The organism is Bradyrhizobium jicamae (genome assembly GCF_018130215.1).
Lineage (GTDB): Bacteria > Pseudomonadota > Alphaproteobacteria > Rhizobiales > Xanthobacteraceae > Bradyrhizobium > Bradyrhizobium jicamae_A.
On the sequence record NZ_JAFCKQ010000014.1, the window covers coordinates 107,075 to 128,446 of the forward strand.

The 21,372-nt window shown below is 65.2% G+C and carries 23 protein-coding genes and 1 tRNA gene; 10 read left to right on the forward strand and 14 right to left on the reverse strand.

Annotation, left to right across the window (positions count from 1 at the left end):
- Nucleotides 1–126: 126 nt before the first annotated feature.
- From JQ586_RS17690 to JQ586_RS17720, 7 genes are all read right to left on the reverse strand, one after another.
- On the reverse strand, nt 127–1,575 hold the full coding sequence (locus JQ586_RS17690) for an ammonium transporter (RefSeq protein WP_212395879.1): 1,449 nt from the start codon (nt 1,573–1,575) through the stop codon (nt 127–129).
- A 34-nt stretch (nt 1,576–1,609) separates the two neighbouring features.
- Nucleotides 1,610–1,948, reverse strand: a complete 339-nt coding sequence (locus JQ586_RS17695; protein WP_212395880.1) for a P-II family nitrogen regulator — start codon at nt 1,946–1,948, stop codon at nt 1,610–1,612.
- A 343-nt stretch (nt 1,949–2,291) separates the two neighbouring features.
- Nucleotides 2,292–2,897, reverse strand: coding sequence for an ATP-dependent Clp protease proteolytic subunit (locus tag JQ586_RS17700; protein ID WP_212395881.1), 606 nt, complete (start codon nt 2,895–2,897; stop codon nt 2,292–2,294).
- 37 nt (nt 2,898–2,934) lie between these two features.
- Nucleotides 2,935–3,291 carry an SRPBCC domain-containing protein gene (locus tag JQ586_RS17705; RefSeq protein WP_212395882.1) on the reverse strand — a complete coding sequence of 119 codons (357 nt, stop codon included), beginning with the start codon at nt 3,289–3,291 and terminating at the stop codon, nt 2,935–2,937.
- On the reverse strand, nt 3,288–3,602 hold the full coding sequence (locus JQ586_RS17710) for a helix-turn-helix transcriptional regulator (protein ID WP_212395883.1): 315 nt from the start codon (nt 3,600–3,602) through the stop codon (nt 3,288–3,290). Before JQ586_RS17710 ends, JQ586_RS17705 begins: the two co-directional genes overlap by 4 nt.
- Before the next feature lie 91 nt (nt 3,603–3,693).
- Nucleotides 3,694–5,013 carry an ammonium transporter gene (locus JQ586_RS17715; RefSeq protein WP_409334509.1) on the reverse strand — a complete coding sequence of 440 codons (1,320 nt, stop codon included), beginning with the start codon at nt 5,011–5,013 and terminating at the stop codon, nt 3,694–3,696.
- Nucleotides 5,014–5,088: 75 nt separating this feature from the next.
- Nucleotides 5,089–5,427, reverse strand: a complete 339-nt coding sequence (locus JQ586_RS17720; RefSeq protein ID WP_212395884.1) for a P-II family nitrogen regulator — start codon at nt 5,425–5,427, stop codon at nt 5,089–5,091.
- A gap of 274 nt (nt 5,428–5,701) precedes the next feature.
- Here JQ586_RS17720 and JQ586_RS17725 point away from each other — a divergent pair, with 274 nt between their 5' ends.
- Nucleotides 5,702–6,592 carry a GYF domain-containing protein gene (locus tag JQ586_RS17725; RefSeq protein ID WP_212395885.1) on the forward strand — a complete coding sequence of 297 codons (891 nt, stop codon included), beginning with the start codon at nt 5,702–5,704 and terminating at the stop codon, nt 6,590–6,592.
- On the opposite strand, the gene tesB is transcribed toward JQ586_RS17725, so the two are convergent.
- Complete coding sequence (gene tesB / locus JQ586_RS17730; protein WP_212395886.1) at nt 6,589–7,452, reverse strand: acyl-CoA thioesterase II; 864 nt, start codon at nt 7,450–7,452, stop codon at nt 6,589–6,591. The genes JQ586_RS17725 and tesB overlap by 4 nt on opposite strands.
- Nucleotides 7,453–7,646: 194 nt before the next feature.
- On the opposite strand from tesB, the gene JQ586_RS17735 reads away from it, so the two are divergent.
- Nucleotides 7,647–8,867: a ubiquinone biosynthesis hydroxylase gene (locus JQ586_RS17735; protein ID WP_212395887.1), complete on the forward strand. Its 1,221-nt coding sequence runs from the start codon at nt 7,647–7,649 to the stop codon at nt 8,865–8,867.
- A gap of 92 nt (nt 8,868–8,959) precedes the next feature.
- Here the strand turns inward: JQ586_RS17735 and JQ586_RS17740 are convergent, their stop codons facing one another.
- From JQ586_RS17740 to JQ586_RS17750, 3 genes are read right to left on the reverse strand one after another with little or no spacing between them, the layout of a single operon-like run.
- Nucleotides 8,960–9,895, reverse strand: a complete 936-nt coding sequence (locus JQ586_RS17740) for a S9 family peptidase (RefSeq protein WP_212395888.1) — start codon at nt 9,893–9,895, stop codon at nt 8,960–8,962.
- Between the two features lie 7 nt (nt 9,896–9,902).
- Nucleotides 9,903–10,100 (reverse strand): Trm112 family protein, encoded by a 198-nt coding sequence (locus JQ586_RS17745; RefSeq protein WP_212395889.1) that lies wholly within the window; start codon nt 10,098–10,100, stop codon nt 9,903–9,905.
- 46 nt (nt 10,101–10,146) lie between these two features.
- On the reverse strand, nt 10,147–10,689 hold the full coding sequence (locus JQ586_RS17750) for a TetR/AcrR family transcriptional regulator (protein WP_212395890.1): 543 nt from the start codon (nt 10,687–10,689) through the stop codon (nt 10,147–10,149).
- A gap of 103 nt (nt 10,690–10,792) precedes the next feature.
- Between JQ586_RS17750 and JQ586_RS17755 the strand changes: the two genes are divergently transcribed.
- The 5 genes from JQ586_RS17755 to JQ586_RS17775 all read left to right on the forward strand — a co-directional run bounded on the left by JQ586_RS17755 (nt 10,793) and on the right by JQ586_RS17775 (nt 15,960).
- Nucleotides 10,793–11,143 carry a hypothetical protein gene (locus JQ586_RS17755; protein ID WP_212395891.1) on the forward strand — a complete coding sequence of 117 codons (351 nt, stop codon included), beginning with the start codon at nt 10,793–10,795 and terminating at the stop codon, nt 11,141–11,143.
- Nucleotides 11,144–11,160: 17 nt separating this feature from the next.
- The gene (locus JQ586_RS17760) at nt 11,161–11,964 is read left to right on the forward strand and encodes a crotonase/enoyl-CoA hydratase family protein (RefSeq protein ID WP_212395929.1); all 804 of its coding nucleotides are present in this window, start codon (nt 11,161–11,163) and stop codon (nt 11,962–11,964) included.
- Entirely contained in the window at nt 11,961–12,383 is a 423-nt protein-coding gene (locus tag JQ586_RS17765) for a PaaI family thioesterase (protein ID WP_212395892.1), read from the forward strand. Before JQ586_RS17760 ends, JQ586_RS17765 begins: the two co-directional genes overlap by 4 nt.
- Nucleotides 12,384–12,410: 27 nt before the next feature.
- Nucleotides 12,411–13,220 carry an SDR family oxidoreductase gene (locus JQ586_RS17770; RefSeq protein ID WP_212395893.1) on the forward strand — a complete coding sequence of 270 codons (810 nt, stop codon included), beginning with the start codon at nt 12,411–12,413 and terminating at the stop codon, nt 13,218–13,220.
- 208 nt (nt 13,221–13,428) lie between these two features.
- Nucleotides 13,429–15,960 carry an EAL domain-containing protein gene (locus JQ586_RS17775; RefSeq protein ID WP_212395894.1) on the forward strand — a complete coding sequence of 844 codons (2,532 nt, stop codon included), beginning with the start codon at nt 13,429–13,431 and terminating at the stop codon, nt 15,958–15,960.
- Between the two features lie 45 nt (nt 15,961–16,005).
- On the opposite strand, the gene JQ586_RS17780 is transcribed toward JQ586_RS17775, so the two are convergent.
- Together JQ586_RS17780 and trxA are read right to left on the reverse strand one after the other, a co-directional pair.
- Nucleotides 16,006–16,680 (reverse strand): LON peptidase substrate-binding domain-containing protein, encoded by a 675-nt coding sequence (locus JQ586_RS17780; protein ID WP_212395895.1) that lies wholly within the window; start codon nt 16,678–16,680, stop codon nt 16,006–16,008.
- Nucleotides 16,681–16,710: 30 nt separating this feature from the next.
- The gene (gene trxA / locus JQ586_RS17785) at nt 16,711–17,631 is read right to left on the reverse strand and encodes a thioredoxin (protein WP_212395896.1); all 921 of its coding nucleotides are present in this window, start codon (nt 17,629–17,631) and stop codon (nt 16,711–16,713) included.
- Between the two features lie 387 nt (nt 17,632–18,018).
- Here trxA and JQ586_RS17790 point away from each other — a divergent pair.
- Nucleotides 18,019–18,093: transfer RNA gene (locus JQ586_RS17790), tRNA-Gly, on the forward strand.
- A 64-nt stretch (nt 18,094–18,157) separates the two neighbouring features.
- Here the strand turns inward: JQ586_RS17790 and JQ586_RS17795 are convergent.
- Complete coding sequence (locus tag JQ586_RS17795; RefSeq protein ID WP_212395897.1) at nt 18,158–19,036, reverse strand: NAD-dependent epimerase/dehydratase family protein; 879 nt, start codon at nt 19,034–19,036, stop codon at nt 18,158–18,160.
- A gap of 291 nt (nt 19,037–19,327) precedes the next feature.
- Here JQ586_RS17795 and JQ586_RS17800 point away from each other — a divergent pair, with 291 nt between their 5' ends.
- Complete coding sequence (locus JQ586_RS17800; protein ID WP_212395898.1) at nt 19,328–20,605, forward strand: sorbosone dehydrogenase family protein; 1,278 nt, start codon at nt 19,328–19,330, stop codon at nt 20,603–20,605.
- A 169-nt stretch (nt 20,606–20,774) separates the two neighbouring features.
- Nucleotides 20,775–21,362, forward strand: a complete 588-nt coding sequence (locus tag JQ586_RS17805) for a cytochrome c (protein WP_212395899.1) — start codon at nt 20,775–20,777, stop codon at nt 21,360–21,362.
- The last annotated feature ends 10 nt before the right edge of the window (nt 21,363–21,372 follow it).

Here is a 21,372-nt window from a genome sequence, read left to right on the forward strand (position 1 = left end):
TGAAGGCGAAAAAGAAAGGGGCTCCAACTTGCGCTGGAGCCCCTCAACGGTCGGGGCATTGCCGGGTATGTGCCCGAACCGTAGTTCTGGACCTGGCGCCGGAGGGAGCCAGAGTCCCGGGAGAGATCACATGTTGTAGGCGCGCTCCGTGTGCTCGGTGATGTCGAGGCCTTCACGCTCGGTCTCGACGTTGGCGCGCAGGCCGACGATCACGTCGACGACCTTGTAGAGGATCGCCGAACCGATGCCCGACACGACCAGCGTGGTGCAGACGGCCTTGCACTGCGACAGCATCTGTGCGGCGAAGTCGTAGTCGGCGACCTTCGGCGGGATCGCGGTGTAGTCGATGATGCCGGCACCACCGAGCGCCGGGTTGACCAGGATGCCGGTGCCGAGCGCGCCGATGATGCCGCCGACGCAGTGGACGCCGAACACATCGAGCGAGTCGTCATAGCCGAGCGCGTTCTTCACGACGGTGCAGAAGAACAGGCAGACCACGCCGACCACGAGGCCGAGCACGATTGCGCCCATCGGACCGGAGTAGCCGGCCGCCGGGGTCACCGCGACGAGGCCCGCGACCGCGCCGGACAGCGCGCCGAGCAGCGAGGGATGACCCTTGACGATCCATTCCGCGAACATCCAGGCCAGCGCCGCCGCGGCCGTCGCCACGAAGGAGTTGGTCATGGCGAGCGCAGCGCCGCCATTGGCTTCGAGGTTGGAACCGGCGTTGAAGCCGAACCAGCCGACCCAGAGCAGCGAGGCGCCGATCATGGTCATGGTCAGCGAGTGCGGAGCCATCAGCTCCTTGCCGTAGCCGGTGCGTTTGCCGATCAGCAGCGCGCCGACGAGACCGGCGATGCCCGCGTTGATGTGCACCACCGTGCCGCCGGCGAAGTCGATCGCGCCCTGCTTGAAGATCCAGCCGGCATCTGCGTTGACTTCATCGAGCTTGGCCTGCGCCGCGGTCTTGGCGGCACCGTCAGCCGCAGCTGCAAGAGCCTTGGCGGCGTCCTGGATCGCGTCCGGACCGGCCCAGTACCAGACCATGTGCGCGATCGGGAAGTAGATCAGGGTGACCCAGAGCGGGATGAACAGCGCGATCGCCGCGAACTTCATGCGCTCGGCAAAGGCGCCGACGATGAGGGCGGGCGTGATCGCCGCGAAGGTCATCTGGAAGCAGACATAAACCAGCTCCGAGATGTTGGCATCGACCGAGAACGTCGCCGCCTTCGAGTCGGTCGTGACGCCCATCAGGAAGGCCTTGGAGAAGCCGCCGATGAAGTCGGAACCGCCGGTGAAGGCGAGGCTGTAGCCGTAGAGGGCCCAGATCACGGTGACGACGCAGACGGTGTAGAACACCTGCGCCAGCACCGAGAGCATGTTCTTGGAGCGGACCAGGCCGCCGTAGAACAGTGCGAGGCCCGGAATGGTCATCAACAGCACCAGCACCGTCGATGTCAGCATCCAGGCATTGTCGCCCTTGTTGACGGTTGGCTCGGCGTGGGCGGCGGTGGCGGCGAGAACGCCGATTGCGAGGGCCGCCAGTCCCGCGCCATAGGGACGCTTGAACGTCATGTTGTTTTACTCCTGAGGTCGTAAAGGTTTGAAATCAGAGGGCCGCGGCATCGGCCTCGCCGGTGCGGATGCGCACCGCATGCTCGAGGCTGACGACGAAGATCTTGCCGTCACCGATCTGTCCGGTCTTGGCGGCTGAGGTGATGGCGTCGATGGTCTTGTCGACCTGATCGGAGCCGACTGCGACCTCGATCTTGATCTTCGGCAGGAAGCTCACGGCATATTCGGCGCCGCGGTAGATTTCCGTGTGGCCTTTCTGACGGCCGTAACCTTTGACTTCCGTCACCGTGAGTCCGTGAACGCCAATGGCGGTCAGGGCATCACGGACTTCCTCGAGCTTGAATGGCTTGATGATCGCCATAACAATTTTCATGAGTCCTATCCCCGCTTGGGCCCGGCGCAACGAACACCGGGAGATTTGCGACTGAGATCCACCCACCACGCGGAGAACTTCCACAACGCGGGCACAGCCGGGACCCTTAGAATCAAATGCCGTGCCAGATCGGCCGCCTCGGCTAATGGATTATGAATCCGGACCTTTTCCCGCCTTGCGGGAGGCCTTCGCAGCTGCGACATCCTGGCGCGCCTAAAATATGGTCACGTCTGATTAAAACGCGAGCGCGACAGACTCCGGACACAATCGTGCCCAGAGCAGTGGCAAAGAAGAGGTAATTAGATAATGGTCGGGACTCGTGCCCCGGCGCGACGACGCCGACCTATTGGGCAGCGTCGCGCACCGTGAGGACCCTGTCGATCAGGCCCCATTCGCGCGCCTGCTGCGCGCTCATGAAATGATCGCGGTCGAGCGTGCGCTCCACGTCCGCTTCGGAGTGTCCGCAATGCTGCGCATAGAGCCGGATGATGCGCCGCTTGGTCTCCTGCATTTCGGTGGCATGGATCAGGATGTCGGTCGCCTGGCCCTGGAAGCCGCCGAGCGGCTGATGCACGTGAAGGCTGGCGTTGGGAAGGGCGGCGCGGTGCCCGGGCTCGCCGGCCATCAGCAGGAACGACCCCATGGAGCGCGCGGTGCCCATGCACAGCGTATGTACCGGCGCCTTGATGAACTGCATGGTGTCGTACATCGCGAGCCCGCTGGTGACCACGCCGCCATAGGAGTTGATGTAGAGGTTGATCGGCTTGTTCGGGTTGTCGGCCTCGAGGAACAGCAGCTGCGCGCAGACGAGCCCGGACATGGCGTCATTGACTTCGCCGTTCAGGAAGATGATGCGTTCGCGCAGAAGCCTCGAATAGATGTCGAACGAGCGTTCGCCGCGGCTGGATTGCTCAACGACCATGGGGACGAGCTGCATCATGTCGCGCATCGGCGACCTCCGTTTCAGCAGGGGAGGAAACTGATTGTCAGGCCGCGCGCATCAGGGCGCGACCGTTGGTGTTGGCCGCCTGCGGCAGCTTTCGTCGTTCGTCGCGCGCGTCCTGAATGATGCGAAAGCGGGTGCCGCCGGCCTCGTTCGGTTCGATCCGGAAGGTGACGTGGCTCTCGCGAAACGGTGGCTCGGGATCGCGCAGCCGATAGCGCACCTCTTCGCCCGGCACCGACGATTCGGGCTCGGCTGCGGCGAGGTCGGCATCGGGAAGCCAGCGCTCGCGAAGCGCGGGAATGGTGACGGCGCGCCAGACTTTGTCGGGCGGTGCATCGAGGTCGTATTCAAGCACCAGGGCCGCGTCGGCGTGATCAGGCTTGATTGCGTCGCTCATTGATCCATGTCCTTCAGCAGGTCGGCGAGCGCTTCGATGCGCTTCGGCCAGTAGGCGCGGTAGCGCGCAAGCCATGTCCCGATGCTGGCGATACCGTCCGGGTCGACCTCGTAGTTGACAAAGCGGCCCTGTCGCTGTTCGCGCACGAGCCCGGCCCCGCGCAGCACCGCGAGATGCTGCGACATCGCCGGCTGGCTGATCTCCATTCCGTCGCGCAAGGCGCTGGCGTTCAGGCTGCCGCCGGCGAGCTTCTCAAAGACCTTTCGGCGGGTCGGGTCGGCCAGCGCCTTGAAGATGTCGGTTTCGATCATGTCGACACATAAGCACGTGCTTATGTGTTGCGCAAGCCCGAAGCGACGCGAAGGTTGGCCGTCGTCGCGAAACAGCCCGGCACAAGGCGCTCTACTGCAACGCCTCGCCGTGCTGCGAAATGTCGAGGCCCTCGAGCTCCTGCTGCAGCGAAACCCGCAGCGGCACGAAAGCGCTGACCAGCTTGAGCAGCACGAAGGTGACGCCGCCGCACCACACGAAGGTGACGGCGACGCCGTAGAGCTGGATCAGGAGCTGCTGCGGATGGCCCTCGATCAGGCCGGCGGTGCCGCCGATTGCAGAGCTCGCGAAGATACCGGCGAGCAGCGTGCCGGTCAGGCCACCGATGCCATGGACGCCGAACACGTCGAGCGAGTCATCATATTTGAAACGGTGCTTCAGCGAGGTGCAGGCCCAGTAGCAGACGAGGCCTGCGATGACGCCGATGATGACGCCGTGCCATGGCGCGACGAAGCCGGAGGCCGGCGTGATGGTGCCGAGCCCGGCGACCGCGCCCGAGATCATGCCGAGCACCGACGGCTTGCGCCGCTTGGCCCATTCGATCGCGCCCCAGGTCAGCGCGCCGGCGCAGGCCGCAAGATGGGTGGCGATGATCGCCATCACCGCACGCGAATTGGCCGCCAGCGCCGAGCCGCCGTTGAAGCCGAACCAGCCGACCCAGAGCAGGCCTGTGCCCATCACCGCAAGCGACAGGTCGAACGGCGACAGGTTGTCACTGCCATAGCCGTGGCGGCTGCCCATCACCTTGGCCGCGACGAGGCCGCTCATGCCTGCGGAGAGGTGCACCACGAGGCCGCCGGCGAAATCCATCACGCCCGCCTGGGCGAGGAAGCCGCCGCCCCACACCCAGTGCGCCAGCGGCACATAGGCGAAGATGAACCAGCCGATCGAAAACAGCAGATAGGCGGAAAAACGCATGCGGTCGGCGACCGAGCCGGCCACCAGCGCCACCGTGATGATCGCGAACGTCATCTGGTACAGCATGAACAGCGCTTCCGGAATCGTCTTTGCCGCCGGGTTGACACTGTCCATCGTCATGCCGGCGAGGAACCAGCGGCCGAACCCGCCGAGCCACGGTCCGTCGCCGACGAAGCTCAGCGAATAGCCGAAGGTGACCCACAGGATCGAGACGATCGCGACCGCGGCGAGGCTCTGCGCCATCGTCGCCAGCACGTTCTTCTTGCGCACCATGCCGGAGTAGAACAGCGCGAGCCCCGGGATCGTCATCATCAGCACCAGCGCGGTGGCGACGATCATCCAGGCGGTGTCGGCGGGGTTGATGGCTGAACCGGCCGTCGAATCCTGCGCTGACGCGGGCGTCCCCAGTGCGAACATCATTGCAGCATTGATCGGCGCAGCGAGTTTAGCCGCACGAAGAGCCCGTGCCCCCATCATTGTTCCCCGGCGTGTGTATCGTTTCTTGTCCCACCGGCGTCGTTGCCGGCGGTGATCGCGATAGGAAGGATCTTACAGCGCGTCCTGATCGGTCTCGCCGGTGCGGATGCGCAGGGCGTGGTCGATCGGCGTGACGAAGATCTTGCCGTCGCCGATCTGGCCGGTGCGCGCGTTCTGGGTGATGACGGCGACGGCCTTTTCGGCGAGCTCGGAATTGACGGCGATCTCGATCCTGAGCTTGGGCAGGAAGTTCACGACATATTCGGCGCCGCGATAGATCTCGGTGTGGCCCTTCTGGCGGCCATAGCCCTTCACCTCGGTCACCGTCATGCCATGGACGCCGATCGCGGTCAGCGCCTGGCGCACCTCATCCAGCTTGAACGGTTTGATGATCGCGACGACGAGCTTCATGGTCAGGCCTTCATTTCTCGAGGAGGTCGGCTTCTTGAGGTGGTCGGTGCGGAACCCGCCGGCAGAGCAACATTTGCGTCCGTCAAATCTGGCATCTTTCTGGGCAAATGGCACAAAAAAGTTGCAGGTTGAAGGGGAAAACGTATGCCGCCGGTGAACCGCGTCACTGTACGGGACGAAAACCCTCCGTCAGAATGCGGCTTTTCGATCCCGCCGGCGGTCCTGCCGGCCCGTTTTCGCCCCCAGCGTGCACGCGCGCCTCGAGGAAACAAAGATGTCGAACCGAAACTGGTTTTATGCATCCGAAGGCCAGCAAAAAGGTCCCCTGCCCGAGGTTCAGCTGCGGGATCTGATCGCCCGTGGGACGATACGGCACGACACGCTGGTGTGGACCGAGGGCATGTCCGGCTGGCAGAAGGCGGCCGAAATCCCGGGCCTCATTCCCGGCGCCGCGCCGCCGCCGGCGTTTCCGCAGGCCGGTGGGCCGCCGGTGGTGGCTTCCGGCGGCTATAGCGGCGGACCGCTCTCGATCGATTTCGGGATTTGGGAGTTCACCTGGCGCAGCATCGTGTTCGCAATCGCCAGCGCCTTCGTCATCCCGCTGCCATGGATGCTGGTCTGGTATCTCAAATGGCTGATTCCGTGTGTGCGCGTGCCCGGGCGGCCGAACCTCAGTTTCGAGGGGACCGCGATGGCGGTCGTTCCCTGGTTCTTCGGCGCCGTCGTGCTCTTCATCGCGGTACGGCTGCTCGACATCCGGGTGCTCGATATTCTGATCTTCCTGGCCGAGATCGCGCTGTACTGGCTGTTCTTCAAATGGGTGATCGCGAACATCGCCTCAAACGGGCAGCCGCTCGGACTGAGTTTCGTCGGCACGCCCTGGGCGTTGATCGGCTGGGCACTCCTGGCAACCATCTCCTTCATCACGATCATCGGTTGGGCGTGGGTTTACGCCGCGGCGACCCGATGGTTCTGCCGCAACATCGAGGGCACGCGGCATGAGGTGATCTTCAACGGCAGCGGACTGGAGTTCCTGTGGCGCGTGATCGTCGCGGCAATCGGCGCCGCCTTCATCATTCCGATCCCGTGGGTCTATCGCTGGATCTGGCGATGGCTGGCGTCCCAGACCGTGCTGGTCGAGCGCGGATCGCAGCCGGGTGTCTAAACCTTTCGCTCGCGCACCGAGCCTTCCTGCGCGACGGATGCCACCAGCGTGCCGTCGGGCTTGAAGATCAGGCCGCGGGTCAAGCCGCGGCCGGATTGTGCGCTCGGCGAATCCTGCGCGTAGAGCAGCCATTCGTCGGCGCGGAACGGGCGGTGAAACCACATCGCGTGGTCGAGGCTCGCCGGCATCATCCGCCGGTCGAACAGCGTGCGGCCGTAGCGTGCCATGACGGCATCGAGCAGCGAGAAATCCGACGCATAGGCCAGTGCGCACAGATGCAGCGCCGGGTCGTCGGGCAGTTTCGCAGCCGTCCGAATCCAGACATGGATGCGGCCGTCGTCGATCTTCTGGCCGAAATAGCGGCCGAGCTCGACCGGGCGCAGCTCGATCGGGCGATCGGATTCGTAGTAGCGGCGGATGAACTCCGGCATCTCCTTGAACATCGGCTGCTTCGACACTTCCTCGGCCGTCAGCTTCTCCGGCGGCGGCACGTCGGGCATTGTCTCCTGATGGTTGAAGTTGCTCTCTTCCTCGGCGTGGAATGACACCATGATCGAGAAGATCGCGTTGCCGTGCTGGATCGCGGTGACGCGGCGGGTCGTGTAGCTCTTGCCGTCGCGCAGGCGCTCGACCTCGTAGATGATCGGGACCTGCGGATCGCCGGGCAGGATGAAGTAGCAATGGATCGAATGCGGCAGCCGGCCCTCGACGGTGCGGCACGCCGCCACCATGGCCTGCCCGATCACCTGGCCGCCGAACACCCGCTGCCAGCTCGTCTTCGGGCTGTTCCCGCGGAACAGATTCACCTCGAGCTGTTCGAGATCGAGGATGGACAACAGGTCGATCAGGCTTTTGGACATGAATGGCTTTCGATTGCTTGAGGCCGTCATTCCGGGGCGATGCGGCAACATCGAACCGGGAATCCCGGTCATTCCCGGTTCACGCTCCGCGTGCCCCGGAATGACCGGTCGGCCTTGTTTCAAGCCCCTGTTTCGCCCAGCTATTATCAGGTAGCAAGCACAGTCTGAGTGCGCCGAGCGCGTAAGGGAAGAGCATGCCGGGTCAGCGAAGTCTGGTTATATGCGGGGGCGCTTTTGCCGGTCTGGCGCTGGCCGTGGCCTTGCGCCAGGGGCTTGGGCCCGACGTTCCCGTTATTGTGGCCGATCCGGCGCTCGGCCAGCGCCCAAGCCGCGATCCGCGCGCCACCGCGATCGTGGCGGCCTGCCGGCGGCTGTTCGAGACGCTTGGCGTCTGGGGCCAGGTCGCGCCGACCGCGCAGCCGATCACGGACATGGTCGTGACCGACTCCAGGCTGGAGGACGCCACCCGTCCGGTATTCCTGACCTTTGCCGGCAATGTCGAGCCCGGCGAGCCTTTCGCGCACATGGTCGAGAACCGCTATCTGATCGACGCGCTCGCCGCGCGCGCGGAGGCCGAAGGCGTCGAGCTGCGCGCGACCGCGGTGTCGAGCTTCGATACGGGCGCCGACGGCGTCAGCGTGACGCTCGCCGATGGCGCCGTGATCGATGCGAGCCTGCTGGTCGCCGCGGACGGTGCGCGCTCGAGGCTGCGCGAGCGGGCGGGCATCGCCACCCATGGCTGGGATTACGATCAATCCGGCATCGTCGTCACCGTCGGCCATGAGCGCGAGCATCATGGCCGCGCCGAGGAACATTTCCTGCCCGCCGGCCCGTTCGCGATCCTGCCGCTGACCGGAAATCGCTCCTCGCTGGTATGGACCGAAACGCGCAAGGATGCCACGCGCATCGTCGCGCTCGATGATGCGGAATTCCACGCCGAGCTCGAGCAGCGCTTCGGGCTGCATCTCGGCGAGATCAAGGCGCTCGACAAGCCACGCGCATTTCCGCTCGGCTATTTCGTGGCGCGGTCCTTCATCGCCGAACGACTGGCGCTGATCGGTGACGCGGCGCATGTGATCCATCCGATCGCAGGGCAAGGGCTCAATATGGGCCTGAGGGATGTCGCGGCGCTCGCCGAAGTCGTGGTCGACGCGGCGCGGCTCGGCATGGATCCGGGGCAGGCCGACGTGCTCGAGCGCTATCAGCGCTGGCGCCGCTTCGACACGATGGCGATGGGCCTCGCCACCAACTCCTTGAATTTCCTGTTCTCCAACGAATCGACCCTGCTGCGCACCGTGCGCGACATCGGGTTGGGTCTGGTCGATCGCACGCCGCCGCTGAAGAGCATGTTCATCCGCCAGGCCGCGGGATTGTCGGGCGAGGTGCCGCGGCTGTTGAAGGGCGAGGCGTTGTAAGAGCGTCTAGAGCATGATCCGGAAAAGTGTGTAGCGGTTTTCCGAATAGATCATGCTCAAGCCTGACCGCGGATGGTCTGCCCCGGAGCGGGCTACTGTTCACCACGATCGCCTCGACCCTGCCCAATGAAGCTCGCCACCGCGTCGATCATGTCAGGATCGAGCGGCCGCTCAGGCTGGTTGTAGCTGGCAACATCGTCAGCATCGTCCGTCACGTCGACCAGCACGTGATTCATGTCCGGCAGCCACAGGGATTTCGCGGCGATGTCGGCGGTGGTGAGCGCGAGGAAGTCGAGCCGCACCAGCTGATGGTCGCGGCCGCCGGCGATGACCAGCACGGGCCCCGTGATCTTCCTCAGCGGGTCGATCGGATCCTCGGTGAAGGCGGACGTCATGCCGGGCTGCATTGCGGGCGGGATCGCGAGCTCGACCGGCGGCGGATCGACGATCTGCCCGGCCATGATGCTGTCGATTGCCTTGCCGATCGGTTCGAACCTGTCCCGCGGCAGCTGTTTTTCGAGCTGCGCCTTCAGGAGGTCACCCTGCTTGCGCGCCGCCGTTACCAGCAGCACCAGCCGGTCGACCGGCTCGCGCTGTGCGGTGAGGATCGCAACCAGGCCGCCTTCGCTGTGCCCGACCACCGCGATGCGCGAGAACCTGCCGCTGACGCGCAGGTAACCGACCAGCGACGCGGCGTCGTCGACAAGATCCCTGAAGCGAAAATCCTCCGGCCGGCCGAACTCCTTCTTCCAGCCGCCGGCGCCGCGCTTGTCGTAGCGCAGCGTCGCGATGCCGCGCGCGACCAGTTGCTCGGACAGCTTCTTCAAAGTCGCCGGCTTGAGCTGCGGCCCGTTGCCGTCATGATCGGTCGATCCGGAACCGGCGATCAGAAGCGCGACCGGCGGCTTTGCAACGTTGGGCGGAACCGTCAGCACCGCGTCGATCGGGCCGACGCGAACGTTGCTCTCGTCGGCCGCCGCGCTCGTCAGCGAGACGAGCAACAGCAGCCATGTTGCGATCGCACGCATCCGAGGGTCAGTCGATCTTCCGCGCCTCTTCCGGCAACATGATCGGAATGCCGTCCCGGATCGGATAGGCGAGCTTGGCAGAGCGCGAGATCAGCTCCTGCCGTGCGGCGTCGAATTCCAGCGGGCCCTTGGTGATCGGGCAGACCAGGATTTCCAGGAGCTTCGGGTCGGTGGTGCTTTCGAGATGGTCGGGCGTGGAATTCATGGAAATCTCCGGCTCGCTGTCGTGTATCACATCCGGATACGCGGTGTCATGGCGGCGGTCGCGTCGCCATCCGCAGCAGCTCGTCGAGCACGGCACGCTGCCTGTCCTGAGGCAACGTCTGCTCGGACAGGGCGAAGCCGAGGAATGTCCAATAGAGGATCTGCGCGCGGGCGCGCGCGACGGCGTCAGGCAGCCCGACCCGTCTCAGCAGGATCTCGACATAATCGAGCCGCCTGCGGTCGATCGCCTGCACTGCGGCGCGCGCCGCGGAATCATGCGCGGCCCAGCTGCGCACGGCGCGCTCCAGTGCGAGCTTGTTGATGAAGGTCAGACGCAGCAGCACGGCCACCGGGTCTTCGCCCTTGGCGGCCTCGATGCCCGCGATGATCTGCTCGGCAGCGATGTCGCGCCAGCGCTTGAGGATCGCGGCATGGTAGGCGCCGATATCGGCGAAATGCCAGTAGAAACTGCCGCGTGACACGCCAAGCGCCTTGGCCAGCGGTTCCGCCTTCAGCGCCGTGAAGCCGTTCTTCGCCAGCGTAGTGAGGCCCTGGTCAAGCCAATCCTGCGCCGAAAGCTGGTCTGCCATTGTTCCTCGCCGTGCCCGGTTCCACCATACAGAAGTGTATTGACAGGCGCCACCGTCGCGACATATCACCATACAGTACTGTACGGTGAGATGGAGAACTTCCATGGGAAATCTCTTGCTGCAAGCCGCAGGCGTCATCGTGATCGTCATTAGCCTGATCCATGGCGTGCTCGGCGAGACCAGGGTGTTCGCGCGCGCCACCGTCGAGCCGCCCCGGCTGCGCCTCCTGCTCCGGTTGGTCTGGCAGGCCGGCACGATCGCCTGGATCGGCGGCGGCGTGCTGCTGCTCGCAGCAGCCTCGACGACTGACGCTGCCGCGCGCCACTGGATCGTCGCCACGCTCGCCGTGGTGTTCGGTGCCGCTGCGCTTGCCAATGCGATCGCCACCCGTGGACGTCACTTCGGCTGGATCGGCATGAGCATCGTCGTCGCTCTCGCGGCTGCCGGCTATTAACGGAAGGCCTCCAGATGATTGATAACCGCATCACGTTCAGCGTCGCCAATGGCGTCGCCGACGTCAGGCTGAACCGCCCGGACAAGCTGAATGCCCTCGATCCAGCGATGTTCGAGGCGATCGCGGCAATCGGCGAGCGGCTCGCGCAGGATCGTCGCGTACGAGCCGTGGTGCTGTCGGGTGAAGGCAAGGCCTTTTGCGCAGGGCTCGATATGGAACGGCTGGTGGCGACGACCGAAGGTGAATCGATCCTGCCATTCGCCGACCTCGGCCAGCGGACGCACGGCATCACCAATTGGGCACAGCATCTGGTGTGGCTATGGCGCGAGCTGCCGATGCCCGTCATCGCGGCGGTGCACGGTGTCGCGTTGGGCGGCGGCTTTCAGCTCGCGCTCGGCGCCGACATCCGATATGTCGCACCGGATGCCAGGCTTGGCATCATCGAAGCCAATTGGGGCCTGGTGCCCGACATGGCCGGCACGCAGCTGATGCGGCACCTCGCCCGCGAGGATATCATTCGCGAGCTGACCTTCACGGCACGAATCTTCGCTGCGGAGGACGCGTTGGCCTACGGTTTTGCCACGCGGATTGAAAACAATCCGCGTGAGGCCGCCCTGGAGACGGCACGCATCATCGCCGACCGCAGTCCTGATGCGATCCGTGCCGCCAAGCGACTGCTCAATCGCGTCGCCGATCGCGACGCGGCTGCCGGACTGGAGGCCGAGACCATGGCGCAGAAGGCTTTGCTCGGCTCGCCCAATCACGTCGAGGCCGTCCGGGCCCATCTCGACCGTCGCACACCGAAATGGAGCCTTGCATGACCACAGGTTCGGGATTCGATCTGCAGCGCCTGATCGCGACCAATGCGTCGGCCGCGTTCAACGGACTGATCGGCCTCGAGGTCGTCGCGGCCGGCGACGGCGAGGTCGAGCTACACATGGCGTGGCGCGATGACCTCACTCAATATGCCGGTCATCTGCACGCCGGCATCATCGCGGCCCTGCTCGACACCGCTTGCGGCTTCGCGGCGGCAACCGTCGTCGGCAACGTCACCGCATCGCATTTCTCGATGAACTGCCTGCGGCCGGCCGTTGGCCGCAGGTTCGTCGCCAGGGGCACCATTGTGCGGCCGGGCCGCAAACAGGCGTTTGCACGAGCGGAGCTGTTTGCGGAGACCGAGGATGGGGAGACGGTGCCGGTCGCGACTGGCGAAACGGTGCTCGTCCCGCTTGGAGCCTGATCGAGTCATCATCAATGGAGACTGGACATGTCCCTCGTCCTCGTCACCGGAGGCACGGGCCATCTTGGCCGTGATCTCGTCAGCCGCCTCGTCGAAGCAGGGCACCGCGTGCGGGTGTTGACGCGGAGGCCGCAGCCGTCGCCCGGCGTCCAGTGGGCTACGGGCGATCTCGCGACCGGCGATGGGCTGCGCGACGCATTGCGCGGGGTGCACACCGTGATCAACGCCGCGACCTGTTCGCCGATCGCTCGTCGCGGCAGCATGCGGCCGATCGACTTCATCAAGTCTCCCGCGGTCGTGGATGTCGACGGGACCGCGCGGCTGCTCGCACTCGGCCAGGATGCCGGAGTGCAGCACTTCGTCCACGTCTCGATCGTCGGACTTGAAGACGCCACGCTGCCTTATTCCCGCGTGAAGCTGGCGGGCGAGCAGCTGGTACGTCGGTCGAACCTGCCTTGGTCGGTCGTCCGCGCGATGCCGTTCTATTATCTTCTCGAGAACCTGTTCGCCGGACTGTCGTGGCTGCCGGCGTGGCCGGTGCCGACGACCATACTCAATCCCGTCGATACGTCCGATGTCGCCGATCATCTCGTCGCTTGCGCCTTCGACGGCGGATGCGGCGTGCGCGCCGAGATCGGCGGGCCGGACGATCTGAGCTTGGTCGCGATCGCGCGGGACTATCTCAGGACGCAGGGCCGGCGCCGCATCGTCCTGCCCATGCCGCTTTCGGATAAGTCTGCGCGTGGCATGGGTTTCGTCGTGAGCCGCGGCGTCCGCGGCACACGGTCATGGATCGATTGGCTGAACCGGAATCGCGTGCGGGCCAATCGCGGCTGAGGCCGCAACGACGGAATTGTTTGCGTCGTTATGCACGGCTTTGTGCATACGCGCCGGGGATTTATGGGGTCATCAATTTCAACGAGGGTTCGGCTTACGCGCGGATAACCATGCCACTGAAAGCTGCGGAATCTCATCGACAAGGCAATTATCGAGAAGGCAATTCAAGCGGACTATTCGTCGGATTGAACCATCGTGGGCCGACGAGATGTTTCGTGTTTTTACGTGCCTGACCGGCGAGCATGACTGGCGGCTCGTTCTGCTCGCCGGCCTCGTCTGCTTCGTCGCGAGCGTCGCCGCGGTCAACATCTTCCACCGTGCGATGGCCGTGCATGCGAGGACTCGCCTGATCTGGATTGCGATCGCAGGCGCCGCGATCGGCTATGGAATCTGGGCGACGCATTTCATTGCCATGCTCGCCTACGAGCCCGGTATTCCGACCGGATACAACATCGCGCTGACGGCGGTGTCGCTGGCCGCGGCGATGATCGTGACCTCGGGCGGACTGGGCTTTGCCCTCGGAGAGACCAACCCCTGGCGAGCGCCGATTGGCGGTGCCATCATCGGTGCGGGGATTGCCAGCATGCACTATCTCGGCATGTGGGCGCTCGAAGTGCCGGGCCATGTGGTCTGGGCGATGCATCTCGTGGTCGCCTCGATCGCATTCGGGATGCTGCTCGGCTATGCCGCGCTCGCGGTCGCGGTTCGTTACCAGAGCCGGCTGGCGACATCCGCCGCCGCCCTGCTGCTGACGCTTGCCATCGTCGCGCATCACTTCACGGCGATGGGTGCCGTCGACATCGTCCCCGATCCGACGCTGGTGCCGGAGGCGCTGTCGCTCTCTCCAACCTTCCTCGCCGTGGCGATCGCGGGCGTCGCGCTGTCGGTGCTCGGGATGAGCCTGGTCGGCGTGCTGGCCGACCGCCGCCTCGCGCGGCGAACCCGCCGCTTCGAGGAGATCATCAGCCAGCTGTCGCTCGCCCGCCACCAGGTCGAGGTCTCGCAACGCGAATTGCAGGAGCAGAAGCTCAGGCTGGACACCGCGATCAACCACATGGGCGAGGGCCTCTGCATGTTCGACGCGGAGAAGCGGCTCGTCGTCTGCAACGAGCGCTACGCCAAGATGTACCTGTTGCCACCCGAATTGCTGCTGCCCGGCACGGCGCATCGCGACATCATCACCCACCGCATCGCGACCGGTGTGCTCAAGGGCGACACCAGCGCCACCGCGGCGACGCAGGTTCTGGCGACGCTGAATGCGCTGCCGTCCAGCGAGATCAGCAGCCGGGTCGACGAGCTGGCGGACGGACGCCTGATCTGCGTCACTCGGCAGCCGATGGCCGGCGGCGGTTGGGTGGCGACGCACCTCGACGTCACCGAGCAGCGCCGCTCCGAGGCCAAGATCACCCATATGGCCCAGCATGACGCGCTGACCGATCTGCCGAACCGGGTGCTGCTGCGCGAACGTCTCGATCACGCGCTGTCCGTCACGCGCGGCGGCGGGCAAAGCCTCGCGGTGCTGATGCTCGATCTCGATCGTTTCAAGGAAGTCAACGACACGCTCGGACATCCCGCGGGCGATGCGCTGCTGCAGGCGGTCGCCGCACGGCTGCGCCGGTGCGTCTGCGAGACGGCGCTGGTTGCGCGGCTCGGCGGCGACGAGTTCGCCGTGCTCGACTATGTGAGCGACCCGGTCGCGGACGCCAGCCTGCTCGCCGAGAAGATCGGCAAGGCGCTGAGCGGGCCGGTCGATCTCGGCCATCATCAGGTGACCGCCGCGACCAGCATCGGCATCGCGATCGCACCGCAGGATGGCGCCGATTCGGACGAGATCCTGCGCAGCGCCGACCTTGCGCTCTACTCGGCCAAGAGTGGCGGCCGCGGCTTGTTCCGCTTCTTCGAGCCGCAGCTCGATCACCAGCTGCACGCGCGGCGCAACCTCGAGCGCGACATGCGCAGCGCGCTGATGAACGGTGAGTTCGCGTTGCATTATCAGCCGTTCATCGACGTCGCGAGCGGGGAGACCAGCGGCTTCGAGGCGCTGCTGCGATGGAATCACCCGCAGCGCGGCATGGTGCCGCCGGCAAAATTCATCCCGCTTGCCGAGGAGACCGGCCTGATCGTGCCGCTCGGCGAATGGGTGCTGCGAACCGCCTGCGCGGACGCCGCCAATTGGCCCGACGATCTCAAGATCGCGATCAACCTGTCGCCGGCCCAGTTCAGGAGTCCGGAGCTGGTACCGGTCATCGTGCGCGCGCTGGCGGCCGGCGGGATCGCGCCGCAGCGGCTCGAGCTCGAGGTGACCGAGACGGCGATGATGCACGACAGCGCGACCGTATTCGCGGCGCTCGGCCGGCTGCATGATCTCGGGGTGCGGATCGCCCTCGACGATTTCGGCACCGGCTATTCGTCACTGAGCTTCCTGCAGCGCTTTCCGTTCGACAAGGTCAAGATCGACCGCAGCTTCGTCCATGAGCTGTCGGGACCGGCCGAGGAGGCGCGGCGCATCGCGCGCGCGGTGGTGCGGTTCGCCGTCAGCCTCGGCAAGACGACGACGGCCGAAGGCGTCGAGACCGGGGAGCAGCTCGACATCCTCCGCGCCGAGGCCTGCGTCGAGGCGCAGGGCTTCCACTTCAGCCCGCCGGTCGACAGCGCCAAGGTCGCGCAGATGATCAGGCGGCGGGCGCGCGCCGGTGCACGCAGAACAGGACGCCGCGCACTGGCCGGCGCCGGTTCATGATGGATCCGTAGCCAATCGCGCCTAGCCGGGTGCGAGGCAGACCCGTCACTGCACCGGCGGATCGCCGCTGGTGCGCTTCTTGGCGAGATCCATCTCGGTGATCGCGATCAGGATCTCCGCACGGGTCTTCAGGTCGGGCGCCTCCAGCATCGCCTGCTTCTCGGCGGAGCCATAGGGCGACATCATCGCCAGCGCGTTGACCAGCGCCTCGTTGGGCGCAGCCTCGATGCCTTCCCAGTCGACCTTCAGCTTGTTGGCTTCCAGGAAATCGGCGAGCACCTCGAGCAGCGCCTTGCGGTCGACCGCCGCTTCGCCCTTGCGCGCGGTGAAGTCGTCGGTGAAGGAGAAGAAGTCGACCTTGCACTGCCGGTACTGCGTCAGCACGGTCAGCTCCTCGACCACCTTGAAGCGCGCGACCCCGGTGAGTTCGAGGATGTAGCGGCCGTCGCCGGACTCGGCGAGCTGCGTGATGCGGCCGACGCAGCCGATCCGGAACAGCACCGGCCTGGCCTCGTTCGAGGAATGCGTCACGTCAGGCTGGATCATCCCGATCAGGCGGTGGCCGTCACGCAGCGAGTCGTCGACCATCGCGAGATAACGCGGCTCGAAGATGTTGAGCGGCATCTGGCCGCGCGGCAGCAACAGCGCGCCGGGGAGCGGAAACACCGGGATCACCTCGGGGAGCTCCGCGGGTCCACGATATTCGGCATTAATCGGCATCTGCGGTCCCGCTGCTGTGACGGGCGAACTTCAGGAGAACAGGATCGTCGACAACCGCTTGCGCCCCTCGACGGTTGCCTCATCGGTGCCGCCCCACGCCTCGAAGAACTGCACCAGCTGCTTGCGCGCGCCGTCGTCGTTCCACTTGCGGTCGCGCCTGACGATGGCGAGCAGTTGCTCGGTCGCTTCAGCGCGCCTGCCCATCGCATTCAGCGCCGTCGCGAGGTCGAAGCGGGCCTGATGATCGAGCGGGTTTGCGGCAACTTTCTGTTCCAGCTCCGCGACCGGGCCGACCGATTGCGCCTGCTCGGCGAGATCGATCGCGGCCTGCACGGCCTTCACCGCGGCGTCGCCGCGCTTGGATTCCGGCACCATCGCGAGCGTCTGTTTGGCCTGCTCGACCGCGCCGGACGTGATGTAGCACTTGGCGAGGCCGGCGAGCGCCGGGATGTTGGTGGCGTCCAGCGCCAGCACCTCGGCATAGATCTGCGCGGCCGCGGCGGCATCGCCCTCTGCGAGCACGGCCTCGGCCTCCGCCAGGATCTCAGCGATATTGGGCTCGCCGGCGGCAGGCACGCCCTTGGTGATCTTGTCGATGAAGGCGTTGACCTGGCTCTCCGGCACCGCGCCCATGAAGCCGTCGGCCGGCTGGCCGTTGACGAAGGCGATCACGGCCGGGATCGACTGGATGCCCATCTGGCCGGGGATCGCCGGATGATCGTCGATGTTCATCTTGACCAGCTTGACCCGGCCCTTGGCGTTGCGGACCGCCTTTTCCAGCATCGGCGTGAGCTGGCGGCAGGGACCGCACCAGGGCGCCCAGAAGTCGATCAGGACCGGCTGACGGCGCGATTCCTCGATCACGTCCTTCACGAAGGTCTGGGTCGTCGTTTCCTTGATCAGATCGGGCGCTGCCTGGGGTGTGGGGCCGCCCTGCTCCATTATCGTCACGTCGTCCTCGCCTGGTCTTGTGAGGTCAAAAACCTGGGGCGCGTTCTAGCACGCTCCGGCCGGCCGGTTCAGCCGTTCTGTCTCGCTAAATGGCGGTCAGCGAACAAATTTCAATCGCTCCCCGGGCCGCGGGGCAGGGTGCCGATACTGGCGGGCTGGACCGAGCCGCGCTTCGAATCGCGCTGCGCTGCGATGACGCCTGAGGCCGGTGCCGTGCCGGTCAGGCAAAGAAATCGTGACGCAGCCCGGTTTCGGCCCCATTCGGCGTCGTTTTTTAAGGAAACCGGGCGATTTCGTCGACTCGGGGCCGCGCTCTTGTGTTGCATTCACTGACGGCATTTGGCATAGGTCTGCCGTTGCCGGCGAGCGATCGCCGCCATCTCGGATGCGGGTGTAGCTCAGTGGTAGAGCACGACCTTGCCAAGGTCGGGGTCGAGGGTTCGAGCCCCTTCGCCCGCTCCAGATTTTCTCGCCAGCCGAATTGACTGTCTGATGAAGGCCCGCCGTCCCTGCGGGCTTTTTGTTTTCAGGCGAGGGCCGCGATCTCGGCTTCGGGGTCGAGATGCTTCGGTTGCCAGCCCAATTCGTGCCGCGCCTTCGCACCGCTCAGGCATTGATCGAGCGCATAGCCTCTGGCCCATTCGCCGAGCTCAGCCGCAGCCGCGTCGGCGGACACGATCATCGGCTCCTGCGGTCCACCTGTCAGCCTCGCGAAGGCTCGCGCGATCTGGCCGACCGGGCGGCCTTCGGCCGCGGCGCCGATATAGCTCGACCCTGCCGGGGCGCGTTCGAGCGCCAGCGCATAGAGCGCCGCCAGGTCTTCGCTGTGCACGAGCGGCCAGCGCACGGCCTCGCCCCCGACGAGACGAACCGCGCGCTCCGCGAACGCATCACGCGCAAAGCGACGGAAGACGCCGCCGGCCGGCTCATAGACCATGGCAGGATGGATCACGATGCCGTGGACGTCGTGCGCGGCAAGGATGCGTTCGAGATGCGATATCATCCAGGCAAAGGCGGGAAGCGGATCAAATCCCGTCCGCTCGGTCGCGACCACGTCGCCCGTTGCGCCGAACAGCCAGCAGCCGCCGGTGTATACGAAGCGCACCTTCGCCGGTTGCGCTGCCAGCGCCGGCAGCAATTTGTCGAGCAGACGCCGTTCGATCGCGCCCATATCGGATGCGAGATCGCAGGCCATGTGAACCACGGCATCGATATCGGGAAGCTGCGCGACCCATGTTTCGGGTGAAGAGATGTCGCCTGCCATCGACGCGGCGCCGCGCGCGGAAAGCCGGGCCGCCGCGGTCTCCGAGCGCGCCAGCCCGATGACGTGATGGCGGCGGGCGACCAGCTCGCGTACCACTGCCGAGCCGATCACGCCGGTCCCTCCTGTGACGAATACGCGCAATCGATGCTCCGTGTCTTCGTGCGCACAAACTGCACGCAACATGTCCGTTCACTTCGTCAGAATATTGCGCTGCAACGCGACTGCCTCATTCTCAAGCACATTGCGCGCACGGAATTTCCTTTCAAATTGTTTTGACCGCAGCGCACCACGACGCCAGCGCTTCTCACCGTCGACGGATGTGCTACCATTTTGCCGTCTGACCTACCTCACAGACCGCCAAATCATCTCTCAGGGCGTTCAAAATCAATAACAGGCAGCAAGCTGCAACGGCTTGCATAGGGGAGTGACGCGATGAAATCGGCTTTCAATCGATCGATACTTGCGTTTGCGGCGATCGCGCTCCTGGCGGGGACCACCTTCGCCAGCGCACAACAAGCGGCGGACAAGAACCGTCCGCTGAAGAAATACGAATCCGGCACCAAGGAATTCTGGACGCATCCGCCGGATGACTGGTTCCTCGGCGACGAGACCGAAGCGCAGAAGGGTCTTGCTCCGCCGTCCGGTCCGCCAACCGGCGCCTCCGACGCCGAGCTCGCGACGATGATGAAGAAGATCAAGCTGCCGCCGGGCTTCAAGATCGAAGTCTATGCCTCGAACGTGCTCGCCGCCCGCCAGATGGCGTGGGGTGACAAGGGCACGCTGTTCGTCGGCTCGTTCGGTCTCGGCAACGTCTACGCGATCAAGGACAATAACGGGAAGAAAGAGGTCAAGACGATCCTCAAGGGCCTCAATATGCCCACCGGCCTGACCTTCAGGGACGGGTCGCTCTACGTCATCGCCGTCGACAAGCTGATCAAGTACGAGAACGCCGAAGCCAATCTGGACAATCTCGGCAGCGGCAAGGTGGTGTATGACGACATGCCGTCCTATGCGGCGCATGGCTGGAAATACATCGCCGTCGACAAGGAAGGCTGGTTCTTCATCCCGTTCGGCCCGCCCTTCAATGTCGGCATCCCGCCGACCAGCGTGTCGCAGATTCGCCGCGTCGATCCGAAGACCGGCAACGCGGAGATCTGGGCACTCGGCGTGCGCAACTCGGTCGGCGGCGACGTCGATCCGCGCACCGGCAAGTACTGGTTCACCGAAAACGCGCGCGACTGGATCAGCGATGATCTGCCGAGCGACAAGCTCAACATGATCTCCAAGCTCGGCGAACATTTCGGCTATCCGTACTGCCACCAGGGCGACCTGCCGGATCCGAAGTTCGCGATGGGCCACAAGTGCTCGGAGTTCACCCCGCCGGTCTACAATCTCGGCGCGCACGTGGCTCCGCTCGGGATGAAGTTCTATACCGGCAGCCAGTTCCCGGCCGAGTACAAGAACAGCATCCTGATCGCCGAGCACGGCTCCTGGAACCGGCATAAGTACCAGGGCGGCCGCATCGTGCGCATCACCGCGAGCCCCGAGGGCAAGAACGCCAAGCAGGAGATCTTCGCCGACGGCTGGATCCAGGGCGACCAGGGTTATCTCGGCCGTCCCGCCGACATCCTGCTCGACAAGGATGGCTCGATCCTCGTCGCCGACGACTGGGCCGGTGCGATCTATCGCATCAGCTACAGCAAGAAGTAAGGGCTGAACCAATGCGAGGCTGCGGTGGCCGATCAGGCGGCCGCAGCCTCGTGGTTTTAGATGCCGGATCAGACGCGGCACAGTGACCGGAACTCACGATCCCCGATCGGGGTTATGAGGTCGGTCCCCTCCGTTCGCATCCCAACAACAATCGCGAAAGCGCCGTCCCATGCTGAACACATCCGTCTCTCGTGCAGTCCTTGGCCTCGTGCTTGCCCTGGCGATCGCACCAACGCGTGCCGCCGACAACGCCGCCGTCAAGGAGAAGGCCGAGGTGTGCTCCGGTTGCCATGGCGAGAACGGCATCTCGCAGACCGAGAATATCCCCTCGCTGGCCGGCCAGCTCGATCAGTACATCCAGTGGCAGCTGGTGTTCTTCCGCGCCGGCGCGCGCAAGAACGAACAGATGCAGCCGATCGTCGAGCAACTCACCAACGAGGACATCCGCGATCTCGGCGGCTATTTTGCTTCGTTGACGCCGTTCAAGGGACCGAAGGACGATAATCCGGAACTGTCCGAGAAGGGCAAGCAGGCTGCAGCCGGGCGCCGCTGCGCCTCATGCCACACCGATACGTTCGCCGGCACCAAGGCCGTGGCCCGCATTGCCGGCCAGCGCGAGGAATATCTCGTCAAGGCGCTGCATGACTACAAGTCGGGCGCCCGCTCCGGCGGTGCGCAAGCGGCGATGGCCGACGTGGCCTATCCGCTCAGCGATGAGGAGATCACGGCGCTGGCGCATTATCTCGCGCATCTGTGAGAGGCGGAGC